7 protein-coding genes and 1 tRNA gene are annotated in these 12916 nt (G+C 36.5%); 5 read left to right on the forward strand and 3 right to left on the reverse strand.

Annotated elements, in window-relative coordinates:
- Nucleotides 1-742: 742 nt before the first annotated feature.
- Nucleotides 743-824: transfer RNA gene (locus DKG80_RS20900), tRNA-Leu, on the reverse strand.
- 158 nt (nucleotides 825-982) lie between these two features.
- Here DKG80_RS20900 and DKG80_RS20905 point away from each other — a divergent pair.
- The 4 genes from DKG80_RS20905 (at nucleotide 983) to DKG80_RS20920 (ending at nucleotide 5380) form a co-directional block, all read left to right on the forward strand.
- Complete coding sequence (locus tag DKG80_RS20905; protein ID WP_109833340.1) at nucleotides 983-3214, forward strand: RelA/SpoT family protein; 2232 nt, start codon at nucleotides 983-985, stop codon at nucleotides 3212-3214.
- Nucleotides 3215-3275: 61 nt separating this feature from the next.
- The gene (locus DKG80_RS20910; protein WP_185140186.1) at nucleotides 3276-3749 is read left to right on the forward strand and encodes a Fur family transcriptional regulator; all 474 of its coding nucleotides are present in this window, start codon (nucleotides 3276-3278) and stop codon (nucleotides 3747-3749) included.
- A 10-nt stretch (nucleotides 3750-3759) separates the two neighbouring features.
- Complete coding sequence (locus DKG80_RS20915; RefSeq protein WP_109833341.1) at nucleotides 3760-4101, forward strand: STAS domain-containing protein; 342 nt, start codon at nucleotides 3760-3762, stop codon at nucleotides 4099-4101.
- Between the two features lie 13 nt (nucleotides 4102-4114).
- Entirely contained in the window at nucleotides 4115-5380 is a 1266-nt protein-coding gene (locus DKG80_RS20920; protein WP_109833342.1) for an adenylosuccinate synthase, read from the forward strand.
- 175 nt (nucleotides 5381-5555) lie between these two features.
- Here DKG80_RS20920 and DKG80_RS20925 read toward each other — a convergent pair whose 3' ends face one another.
- Both DKG80_RS20925 and DKG80_RS20930 read right to left on the reverse strand, forming a co-directional pair.
- A complete protein-coding gene (locus DKG80_RS20925) occupies nucleotides 5556-6290 on the reverse strand; it encodes a CBM9 family sugar-binding protein (protein ID WP_221409170.1) in 735 nt (244 codons plus the stop codon).
- 4 nt (nucleotides 6291-6294) lie between these two features.
- Entirely contained in the window at nucleotides 6295-8553 is a 2259-nt protein-coding gene (locus DKG80_RS20930) for a glycoside hydrolase family 3 N-terminal domain-containing protein (RefSeq protein ID WP_109833343.1), read from the reverse strand.
- A gap of 137 nt (nucleotides 8554-8690) precedes the next feature.
- Here DKG80_RS20930 and DKG80_RS20935 point away from each other — a divergent pair, with 137 nt between their 5' ends.
- Nucleotides 8691-12833: a two-component regulator propeller domain-containing protein gene (locus DKG80_RS20935; RefSeq protein WP_109833344.1), complete on the forward strand. Its 4143-nt coding sequence runs from the start codon at nucleotides 8691-8693 to the stop codon at nucleotides 12831-12833.
- Nucleotides 12834-12916: the final 83 nt, after the last annotated feature.

Raw genomic sequence — 12916 nt, forward strand, 5'->3', positions numbered from 1 at the left:
AGGCCACAACCGCGTTCAATTAGCTGAGGGAATTCTACTGTAGACATATCGTTTTATAGTTTGGTTTCTATTTAAAACGAGTTTCATGCCTGTGGGTGAATTCCCTTATTCATGAAAGTTTTATGTCAATTTTTCAGGAAGGATTAACCAGTTAGACAACAATCAGTACTATCTGTAGAGTATAAGTTTTTAAAGTTGTTGTGTGACAAATCGTTTAGAGTCAAATAATAAGTCTTTGAATTCGGACTTGTTAGTTATGAAATGACTTATTCTGCTTAAAAATCATTTCTACTGGTTTTGCTATGAATTCTACTGTCTTAACAATGACTTATTCCGCATCAAGAATGAGTTCTTCCATGGAATGAGTGATTTATTCCATGTAAAAATGAGTTCTACCACTCTAGTAATGAATTCTGCCATTTGATGAATGAATTATTCTAGGAATAAATGAATTATAGTATTCATTACAAGTGGTTTATAGCGTGTAGTAGTGGTTTTTTGTTGGAAATCACATCTAGCTAATATAGGTTCTTGTTTTTAGAGTGTAATAAAACCTATTAAAGCATTAGCTCCTGTTTTTGAAGAGGTACAAAAGAGTTTTGATTTTCTGCATTTGAGGTTGTTCTTTCGAAACTCTAATCAAAAAAGAGTAGGAGTGCTATTGTGGTTTATTGAGCTTGGTCTCATTTGAAAAAATAGCTCTAAAACAAAAAAGAGACTGTCTTTTGAACAGTCTCTTTAGTGCGGATGGAGGGAGTCGAACCCCCACGCCTTGCGGCACTAGATCCTAAGTCTAGCGCGTCTACCAATTTCGCCACATCCGCGTTTTGAAATTTTGGAGGTGCAAAAATAGAAAACGAAATCAATTTGCCAATAGCTGACCGAAAAATATTTAAGAAAATTTTCAAGACTACATTTTCAGGTGTTTTCAGTCCTATTTTGTCCGTATTTTTGATATGAAACCAATACATATATTCTGTAGATGATAGAGAGTCATGTGATCGATGAAGAGGAGGAAAAGAAAGAAATTCTACGCAGATATCGTAGGTTGCTTCGATATGCTAAACCATACCTAAAAGATGACGATGCAAAGCAAATTAAAAAGGCTTTTAATGCAGCAGCAGATGCACACAAAGAGATGCGTCGTAAGTCTGGGGAACCTTATATCTATCATCCTATAGAAGTAGCTACTATTTGTGTAGCGGAGATTGGTTTAGGTCCTACATCTATTATTTCTGCCTTGTTGCATGATATTGTTGAAGATACAGATTGGACACTTCAAGATATAAATACCCATTTTGGTCCTAAGATCACTCGAATCATCGATGGTTTAACCAAAATTTCAGGCGTTCCTGGAGATAGTATCTCAGAACAAGCCGAGAACTTTAGGAAAATGCTCTTGACTCTCTCTAAAGATACAAGAGTAATTCTGATCAAGTTGGCCGACCGACTTCACAATATGAGAACCTTGGGAAGTATGCCAAGGCATAAACAACTCAAAATAGCCTCAGAGACCTTCTATTTGTATGCTCCATTAGCACATAGACTTGGACTATATGCGATCAAAACAGAATTAGAAGATCTGTCTATGAAGTATCGCGAGCCAGATCAATACAGGATGATCGCTCGTAAAATCAAAGAGACTAAAGATGATCGTGCGAAGTTCATTCGAAGCTTCATTCGTCCATTGATGAAAGCCATCAATGATCAAGGATATAGAGTTGAAATTAAAGGGCGCCCTAAGTCTATCTATTCGATCTCTAATAAAATGAAGAAACAAGGTATACCTTTTGAAGAGGTATTTGACTTGTTCGCCATTAGAGTAATAGTTGATACCGACTTTGAAAAAGAGAAGGCAAGTTGTTGGCATATATATTCGATCGTTACAGATTTTTATAAACCGAACCCTGATAGATTAAGAGATTGGATAAGTATTCCTAAAGCAAATGGTTATGAATCGTTACATACCACTGTAATGACCAAAACAGGTAAGTGGGTGGAAGTTCAGATTCGAACCAAACGTATGGATGATATCGCAGAAAAAGGATATGCTGCTCACTGGAAGTATAAAGATGGTAAGGATGAAGAATCGTCTTTGGATCAGTGGATTTCCAAAGTAAGAGAATCATTGGAGCAGAATGACATTTCGGCAATTGAATTTGTAGACGATTTTCGGTCTAACCTATTCAATGAAGAGGTTTATGCTTTTACTCCAAAAGGAAAATTGATTACCCTTCCAAATGGCGCCACAGCTTTGGACTTTGCTTTTGATATTCATACAGAGGTAGGAGCTACTTGTTTAGGTGCCAAGATCAATAAAAAACTTGTACCTCTCAATACCAAAATTAAGAACGGAGATCAGATAGAGATTCTGACATCAGCCAAGCAGAGACCAAACGAAGGCTGGTTAAAGTTTGTGGTAAGCTCCAAGGCGATTTCGGGAATCAAGGATTATTTGAAAGAAGAAAAGAAAGAGGCAGCAAGTGACGGTAAAGAAATCGTAATAAGGAAGCTTAAGCAAATTAAGATGGATCTATCCAATGATACCATCAATAGGCTTGTAGCTCACTTTGGTGTTAAAACTCCACTGGACTTCTTCTATGAAGTAGGTACGGGTAAGATTGATCCTAAGGAGATTAAGAAAATTGGTGAGGTAAAACCACAAGTAGCTGAACCAGTCAAAAGAGCTAAAAAGAAATATAATACTCCAAAGGAAGTAGCCGAAGCGGCAAAAAAAGCAAAGACATCTGGACAAGACTTGTTGTTGATTGGAGACGATATGGACTTGGTTGACTATAAGTATGCCAATTGCTGTAAGCCGATCCCAGGAGATGATGTTTTTGGATTCGTTACGGTTAGTGATGGGATTAAGATTCATAGGACATCATGTCCAAATGCAACTGAGCTCATGTCTAATTATGGCTATCGGATTATAAAGGCTAAATGGACCTCTCAGCAGCAAATAGCTTTCTTAGCAGGGATTAAGATCGTGGGTACAGATAGAATGGGAATGATCAAGGATGTTTCCGAGGTTATTTCAAGTGACTTAGAAGTGAATATGAGGTCTTTTTCTATTGAAACGGACAATGGAATTTTCCAAGGGACAATTCAATTGTATGTAGACGACACTGGGCATTTAGATGAGCTAATTGAACAACTAGAAAGTATCGATAGCGTAGAAAGTGTCAGTAGATACGATATAGTTGACAATTAATAAGTTGAATGAACTATATTTGCTCCCTTATTTTAGTCAGAATACAATAGTATTAAAAGAATTGAGTCAAACAGAACAAGAATCGGCTGCAAAATCGAAGATTTACGAAGAAGTAAAGAGCATTTTTACAAAATTTCTTGAAGGGAAGAGTCTTAGAAAGACTCCTGAGCGGTATGCAATCCTTGAAGAAATTTACAGTAAATCAGGTCATTTCGATGTAGAGACTTTGTACATCAGTATGAAGAACAAGAACTATCGAGTAAGTCGAGCTACTGTATATAATTCTTTGGATCTTTTGGTAGAGTGCGATTTGGTGACTAAGCATCAATTCGGCCAGAACCTTGCACAATATGAGAAGTCATATGGCTTTAGGCAACATGATCATATTTTAATGGAAGGCTCAGGAGAGGTGTTGGAATTTTGTGATCCTAGGATTCAAAATATTAAAAAAACCTTGGAAGAAATGTTTGATATAGATATCAAACATCACTCGCTATACTTCTTCGCCAAGAAGAAAGAAAAGATCGAAGAATAATCCCTAAACCATGAAATATAGTTTCAGAATCGAAGATAACATTATGGTTGTCTTATTTGATGGTGACCTCATAGGTGAGGAAAACGGCCCTGAGATCATAGAGTCGGTCACCGATACTATTGATCAAGGCACCACGAAATGTGCAATAGATATCTCAAATGTAAGGTACATTAATAGTAGTGGGATAGGTGTTCTGATTACAATTCTGACAAAATTTAGAAATAAGAGCGGTGAAGTTGTATTGGTCAATCCATCCGACCAAGTCAAGAAACTTCTAGTTATTACCAAGCTCAATAACATCTTCACAATCGAGGATGATTTAGATAAGGCAAAACAAGTTTTGAACAAATAATTTAAGATAAAGCATGTCCGTAGATGTATTGCTTGGACTCCAGTGGGGGGACGAAGGAAAAGGAAAGATTGTTGATTATTTGACACCGAAGTATAATGTAATAGCAAGGTTCCAAGGAGGACCAAATGCTGGTCATACTTTGAAATTCGGTAATACAAAACATGTCTTGCATCAGATACCTTCTGGTATTTTTCATGAAGGCTCAAAAAATGTAATAGGAAATGGTGTTGTACTCGACCCTATTACTTTCCAAAAAGAAATTGCAGCACTTGAGAAATTTGATGGATATAATAAGTCGGCTCTTTGTCTGTCGAGAAAAGTACAGTTAATTCTTCCTACTCATAGAGTATTGGATGCAGCTTACGAACAAGCTAAAGGAAAAGATAAAATAGGATCTACACTTAAGGGAATCGGACCAACTTATACTGACAAGATTTCTAGAAACGGTCTGAGAATTGGAGATGTTTTAGCTCCAAATTTCAAAGAGAGATACGAAAAATTAAAAGAACGTCATTTTGCCATACTTGAACGATTTGAGTACGAGTATGATTTGACTGAAGACGAAGCTAAGTTTTTTGAAGCTATTGAGTTTTTAAAAGGGTTTGATCTAGTTGATAGTGAATATTACCTAAATGAAAAATTAAGTGCTGGAGAGAATATTTTGGCTGAAGGAGCTCAAGGTTCTCTTTTGGACATAGATTTTGGAAGTTATCCGTTCGTAACCAGTTCAAACACAACCACTGCTGCAGCATGCACAGGTTTAGGTATAGCAGCTAATAAAATTGGAGACGTATTTGGAGTATTCAAAGCTTATTGTACAAGAGTCGGAAGTGGACCATTTCCAACCGAGTTACATGATAAAATTGGAGAGCAAATCCGCGAAAATGGAGGAGAGTTCGGAGCGACAACTGGACGTCCTAGAAGATGTGGGTGGTTAGACCTTCCAGCTCTGAAATACGCAACTATGATCAATGGTGCTACTAAGTTATACATGATGAAGGCAGATGTATTGACTGGGTTTGATACTATCGAAGTTTGTACTGGATATAAGAAAGCAGATGGCACTATTACTGAGCAGTTACCATTTGACTTATCTGAGGAAGTAACTCCGATATACGAATCTCTTTCAGGTTGGAGTGAGGATTTAACAGGGATTAGCAGTTATGATGGTTTACCTGAGACTGTAAAGTCATATGTAAAGTTCATCGAAGAAAAAGTTGGGCTTCCAATTGAAATTGTTTCAGTGGGTCCAGATAGAGAACAGACATTGATGAGATAAACCTGAATGGTTTTGATAAAAAAATTAGCCATCCTGAATTTTCGGGATGGCTTTTTTTGGGTCAAACCCCAACTAAACTATATGACGAAAGGTAGACTATTACTAATAAGTAAGAGGTGGTTTTATGGTTCAGGGATTTTAATTAAGCTCAACAAATGAGTTTAAAACCAAAGGATTATTTCTCTGGAATTAATATTAAGCTCCCAAAGATACCAGCATCAATCCAGCCCCTATTTTTGTCTTCACCTACTACTATTTCACTGCCAATAAAATTCTCTCTTGTAGAACTGTAATCATTATCACAATACGCTATCGCAAAGCCCATTTCTTTTAAAGCCGTCAATCTGGTAGGGGTATTTCTCTTTGAAATCGAGAAATCTTCATTGAATATTTTAATAGCTACTTCCCAAGTATGTTTATTACCAGATGAAATTCTTTTTGATTCAATGTGATCGTTAAAGAGAACAGGCTTTTGGTTGGTATCGATGTCTGCCACGTTATTATCTAACCCAATATGATACGCAAAGGCACTATGATTGTATTGATGATTTCCTCCGGATAGATCTTCGTCTATGAATATTTCCAAGCAATCATCATCCCAATATGCTTTTAACGGGTCTGAATGAATATCTATTAGAGTATCATCTACAATTTCTGCTAGTACGTATAGGAACTTTTGATCCCATGCTAGCTTGAATCTGCCAGAAAAGTCCTCTTTAGATAAATCAGGTCCCACCCAATTTTGATCAATAGGTAGCCATTTGGCTTTTGTCCAAGTATCTTCATTCCCTATTCCATCAATTGAAATAGTAGAAGAAGATTGTATTATCTGATACTTATAGTCATGAATGTTTGGTGATTGGCAGCTTGAGAAACCAATCATAAATACAAAGATGTAGATTGACTTCATTGACTTATTGATATTGAAATTCTGCAATTTGATCTCCGATAATAATAGAAAATGTTCCAGGTTCGATTACTCGATCACCAACTTCATTGATCATTGAAAGATCTTTTGGTAATACAGTAAAGTTGACTGTAATACTTTCACCCTTTTTAAGCTGTACTTTTTGAAACTTTCTGAGTCTCATAAATGAAGGCGATATTGAGGCATAGTGATCTTTAATAAATAAGTCTACACTATGAAGACCATCCATATTTCCAATGTTTTGGATCGTCAATGATATTTTTAGTTTGTCACCTTCTGATATTATTGATTTATTTAATTCTAACCGATCATACTTATAATCTGTATAGCTTAAGCCATGACCAAAAGGCCATTGAGGATTATAACCACCACCAGCATATACATCTGGAGATATTTCTTTGAATTCATCAGACCCCTTACGGTCGTAAAGCAAAATATCTCCTGTGTTCCTCTGATACGTATATGGCAACTTGCCACTTGGGTTGTAGTCCCCAAATAGAATATCCATTGTCGCATTGGCACCTTGGCTAGCTGGACGATATAGGTTAACTATTCCATCCAAACCTGGTTCTATTTCTGAGATGACTCTAGGTCTTCCTTGGGCTAGTAAGGCAATAACTGGTTTACCTGTTTTGAAAGCAGCCTTGGCTAGGTTTATTTGGTTAGCATCTAGTTCAAGATTGTCTATTCCTCCTGGTGACTCTGCATATGAGACTTCTCCAAGAGCCAAAACAATTACATCAGAGTTAGTTGCTTTAGACTTTAGGTAGCTAATATCAGTGTTAGAAGGGTGATTGAAATCAGTATGAGCATTACTGATCACTGATTCAACCCCAATTTTATCTTTTAGAGCATCTAATAGTGTTTTGGTACTTGCGGGATAATTATTTTCGTTGTCACCCTGCCAAGTAAATGACCAAGAGCCATGAAGACAACCTTTATTATTAGCTGCGGGGCCCATTAATAGTACTTTACTTTTCTTTGATAATGGTAAGCCACCATTGTTTTTTAATAGTGTGATGGATTCTCTTGCAGCTTGCAATGCGGCTTGAGTGTATTCTTTCTTACCAAAGTTTTTAACCGCTTCTGGTTCTGGATAGGGATTGTCAAATAAACCTAAATCTTCCTTTAGTTTAAGAATTCGGCGTACGGAAGCATCAATTGTTTGCATAGATACTTTTCCTTCATTCACTAATTCTATAAGGAAGTCCGTGAAGCTATAGTCGGAAGGTACCATACTCATATCAATTCCTGCATTGATCCCAATTCTAACTGCTTCTTTAGGTGAAGACGCTATTTTATGTCTGATGAATAATCTTTTGATATCCTCCCAATCTGTAACTACTAATCCTTCGAATCCTAATTCATCTCTCAAAATTGATTGAAGGTAATATTTACTACCATGCAAAGGCATTCCATTTATTTCACCAGAATTTATCATGGCAGTAGAAGAATATTGAGCAACCTCTTCAAAAGCTGGAAGATAGAATTCTCTGAGCTCTATGTCTGGAATATATGCGGGAGTTCTGTCTTTACCACTTCGAGGGTTAGAATAGCCTATGAAATGTTTCATACATGAAGCTACAGCAGTACGACTTTTTAAGCCATCTTCCTCATAGGCCCTGATAGCACTTAGTCCCATTTCAGCGGCTATGTGTTCAGACTCTCCAAACGTTTCTTCAAACCTTGACCAAAGAGGTTGACGTCCAGCACCTAATGCAGGATCAAAATTCCATCTTATACCTGAGGCACGGGTTTCCATAGCTGTGATCTTAGATATTTTGCCAACGAGGTTCACATTTCTAGTAGCAGCCATTCCAATATTGTGAGGGAATAAGGTAGCGTCTTGAGTATAGGAAGTACCATGTATAGCATCTATTCCATAGAGTATGGGGATTTTTAGATTTGTTTCTTTAGTCGCTATATCCTGAATTTTATTAAGGAGCGTGTGCCATTCACTAATGCTTAAAGCCCGTCCATTTACATTGAGAATTGACCCCACCTTTTTCGTAACTATTGCATGTCGGATTTTATCAATATCCAACTCATTTTGATCAGTCATGAACATGCTCAAAGTAAGTTGAGTCATTTGTCCAACTTTTTCTTCTAGACTCATCTCAGCAATAAGTTCCTCGACTAATTGGGACTGTTTATTTGGGTTTTCTGAGGGAGATTTCTCTTTACATCCAGCCAAAACGATGGCTAGCGATAAGCCTATTAAAATAGGAGTCAAGCATATCTTCATTTCTAAGCGTTATTTTTTAAATTATGAATACAAAATTGACTTAACAGATTAGTGAATGACTAAGGGATATATATCAATTGGGTAGGGTAAATATTTCACCCTATTCTATTAGATCATTTTTCTTGAAATATTTACCCATGATGAGACTTAATATATGTGAATATAGCCGGTATACTATTGTACTGATTATACTACTGACCTTCTTCTGTATTACTGCAAATGCTCAGTCAAGGAATAGAGAAATTCAATTCATACAAATAAAAGATGAGTTTTCTCAGAATACAGCTTCTGTCGTGATAGAAGACCATAGAGGTTTTTTATGGGTAGGAACTCGCAATGGATTAAATAGATATGATGGAATGGATGTCACAGCCTATCATCATGATGACTTAGACTCTACTACGGTATGTGGTAGCTTCATCGCATCTCTATACATTGACTCAGATAAGAGCCTTTGGGTAGGTACCCTTGGAGACGGTTTATGTAGGTATGATGAACTGTCAGACACATTTGTATCTTATAAGTCGATTTTATCCAATTACGGATTGGATGGGGTAACTATTAGCGCCATTTACGAAGATGACTATAAAAATTTGTGGATCGGAACTCTTAATTCGGGGCTTTACCGTTGGGATCGTGAATCCAATGATTTGGTTCAATATATCCACAATGTTGAAGATGAATTAGGAATATCATCTAATTACATAACAGAAATAGTAAGCGCAGGCCCTGGAAAGATGTGGGTTTCTACATGGGGAGGAGGTCTGAATCTATTCGATATTAATACACAGAGGTTTATTCATTATAAAGAAGGACAAGAAAAACCCGCTTCTCCAATATCTAATGTGATTAGATCAATGACTTTAGGAAATAACGGAGACTTGTGGTTAGGGACTGATAAAGGAGTAGATAGAGTTACCTATCATAGAGAAGGCAGATACGAATTTGACCATATTGAATTTACTAAATCTCAAAGTGACACACATTCTATTTTATCCATACTGCAAGATGCAGATGAACAGCTATGGGTAGGTACTGAAAATGATGGTCTATGCGTTCTAGACTTTTCGCAAGGGCAGGAGAACTGGTATGTGAGTGATCCAAAAATTGAGTACAGCATTAAGAACAATTCAATATGGTCTCTTTACGAAGGAAACTCTGGGATCATTTGGGTAGGGACTTATAATCGAGGCCTTTTCAAGGTTGATAAAAGCGTAAGGAAATTTGCCAAATATAAAAATAGTCCATACACAGAGACATCTTTGTCATTAGGTGCAGTAAGTGCTTTCGCAGAGGATGAAAATAATAATGTTTGGGTGGCTACTGATGGAGGTGGTTTGAACTATTGGGATGTTGAGAAAAACAAATTTCATCATTATTCATCTTCGACCAATCAAAACTTCCCAGATGAGATTTTGAGTCTCATGACTGATAGTAGAGGCAATGTATGGATCGGAACTTGGCAAGGAGGAGTTTTTGTAAAAAAGAGAGGTAACGCCAAGTTTGAAAAATTTGACCTTAGACATGAATTCAATACAGATAAAGAAAAAGAAGTGGTCTTTTCTATTATTGAAGATTCCTTTGGCAAGATTTGGATACTAGTATTCAGAGGTGGAGCTCTAAGGTATGACCCTGACAAGGATACTTTTGAAAGTTTTACTTATCAAGAGACCGATTCAGTTAGACTATGTTCAACCCTGCTTACTTGCATCTTCGAAGACTCAGATCAAAATATATGGATTGGAACGGAAGGCTCTGGACTTAATAAACTAGAAAGAAAAGAGAAAGGGTATATATCTCAAGTCTTTGTAAATGATCCTAATAATCCAAATTCAATTAGCAACAATACTATATTCTCAATCAAAGAAGATGCCCAAGGCTCACTTTGGTTTGGAACAAGTGGAGGACTAAATAAATATGACAAGGAAAAAGGACTTTTTGAAAAGTTCGGCAAAAGAAATGGCCTTCTTGATGAAGTGGTTCATGCTATTGAATTTGATATAAGTAATAATTTGTGGCTAAGTACCAATAAAGGTATTTCTAGATTACACATCGATAATTATTCAATTCAAAATTTCGACTTACATGATGGACTACAGTCACTAGAGTTTTTTAAAAACTCTAGTCTCAAATTGTCCAATGGAGATTTATTATTCGGAGGTATAGAAGGCTTTAATGCCATTTCACCCGATCATATTGTAGACGATCACAAGGACGTAAAGATCTATCTATCTGACTTTAAACTTTATAACCAATCCGTCAAAGTTGGCAACAGCTCCCCGTTGACCAAGGACTTAATGGATACTAAGACGATTACATTGAGATATAATCAGAATGATTTCAGTTTTCACTTTTCGCAACTCAATTATTCCCAGTCACCAAAAAATATTTACGCCTATCAATTGGTCAATTATGACCAACAATGGCAAAATGCAGGGAATAGAAAGGAAGCATTCTACACCAATGTACCCCCAGGTGATTATGTATTCAAAGTAAAGTCAACCAACAACGATGGCAGTTGGAGTGTCAATGAAGCACAAGTCAAAATAGAAATTACCCCAGCCTGGTATGATACATATTGGGCCTATACTGTCTATGTAATGATAGGTCTTGGGCTTTTATATTGGTTTTATAGTACAGTAGTAAATAGAGAAAGACTAAAAAACAAGATCGAACTAGACCAAATGGATTTAGCAAGAATGCATGAATTGGATGAAATGAAATCAAGCTTTTTTGCAAACATCTCACATGAGTTCAGGTCTCCACTGACCTTAATAATGGGGCCACTTAAAGCCATGATGGAAGAGGGGAACTATACTAGTAATACTTCACAAGTAGCAATGATGCTCAGAAATGCAGAAGGTCTGTTAAATCTAATCAATCAACTTCTTGAGCTATCAAAACTAGAATCAGGCAAGATGAAACTTGATGTAGTGAAGGAAGATGTAGTAGGATTTCTAAAACCAATAGTTCATTCATTTTCATCACTAGCAACTAGAAAGGACGTTAGGTATAAAATATTAATGCCAGAGAAAGAGATCACATTATCCTTTGACAGAGATAAGCTAGAAAAAATCATTACTAACCTATTATCAAATGCTTTTAAATATACCAAGCCATATGGAAAAGTAAATGTTACCTTAAAGGACTATCAAGAAGAAGTTGTAGTTACTGTATCAGATGACGGTATAGGAATCCCAAAAGAAGAAAAAGAGTTTATTTTCAATAGGTATTATAGAGTTAAAAGTCACAAGACCAAATCTTCAGGAACAGGCTTGGGTTTATCCCTAGCCAAGGAATTAGTCAATTTAATGAAAGGCAAGATAGAATTCCAAAGTGAAGAAGGAGTAGGCACTATCTTCGAAGTACACCTATTGAAAGGAGAATCACACTTTGAGCCAGAAGATTTTATAGATACTGATAAAGGATATGAATATCAGTTAAAAGGAAGCTTTTTAATTCAGGATGAAAAAAGCACTTCTAAAATTGACGAAGAAGAATCCAGTTTACCACAAGTATTGATAGTAGAGGACAATTTGGATATTCGAAGTTATATGAAGAATATTCTTCACTCAGAATATAGAATTCTAGAATCAGAAAACGGTAAAGAAGGAGTTCAAATAGCCTTAGATCAGGTACCCGATGTTGTTATTTCAGACGTGATGATGCCAGTGATGGATGGATTAGAACTTTGCAGAGTCATCAAAAATGACATTAAGACTAGCCATATACCAGTGATATTACTGACCGCAAAAGCCTCCAATGATAGTGCGATCAATGGTTTTGAAATAGGAGCCGACTATTATATCACCAAACCATTCGACCCAAAACTCTTAAAACTCCGAGTCAGAAATGTATTGAAAGCACGCGATAATGTCAGAGATAAATTACTCAATAAGACGACCTTGAATATCGAACCAAAGAATATCAAAATAGCCAGTAAAGAAGAGGAGTTTTTAGCTAAGGCAGTAGAAGCCATTGAAAACAACATGTCAAACTCTGACTTCTACGTCGATGATTTAGGGAGAGAGTTAGGTATGAGTAGGATGCAACTTTATAGAAAACTTAAAGGATTGATAGGGCAGTCAGCCAATGAGTTTATAAGATCTATTCGTCTGAAGAGAGCCGCTCAGTTGATTAGTCAAGGAGAACTTAACATTTCGGAAGTCACCTACATGGTTGGCTTCAATGATCTACAATATTTCAGGGACTCATTCAAAAAACAGTTTGGTGTGAACCCTTCAGAATACACTGTAAAAACCCCAGAAAAAAGTGGTTAAAACAGTTCTAGATTGATTATTTACCCCTTTTGTAACAATTACCCAGTTCGTTTGTGACAAATCCCCAGCTACTAATTATGCTG

Source organism: Reichenbachiella versicolor (assembly GCF_003171675.1).
GTDB lineage: Bacteria > Bacteroidota > Bacteroidia > Cytophagales > Cyclobacteriaceae > Reichenbachiella > Reichenbachiella versicolor.

Excerpts from the sequence above, each read along its gene's own strand:
- DKG80_RS20920 (WP_109833342.1), top strand. The coding sequence starts at position 4,115 with ATGTCCGTAGATGTATTGCTTGGACTCCAGTGGGGGGACGAAGGAAAA.
- DKG80_RS20925 (WP_221409170.1), bottom strand. The coding sequence starts at position 6,290 with ATGAAGTCAATCTACATCTTTGTATTTATGATTGGTTTCTCAAGCTGC.
- DKG80_RS20930 (WP_109833343.1), bottom strand. The coding sequence starts at position 8,553 with ATGAAGATATGCTTGACTCCTATTTTAATAGGCTTATCGCTAGCCATC.
- DKG80_RS20915 (WP_109833341.1), top strand. The coding sequence starts at position 3,760 with ATGAAATATAGTTTCAGAATCGAAGATAACATTATGGTTGTCTTATTT.
- DKG80_RS20935 (WP_109833344.1), top strand. The coding sequence starts at position 8,691 with ATGATGAGACTTAATATATGTGAATATAGCCGGTATACTATTGTACTG.
- DKG80_RS20905 (WP_109833340.1), top strand. The coding sequence starts at position 983 with ATGATAGAGAGTCATGTGATCGATGAAGAGGAGGAAAAGAAAGAAATT.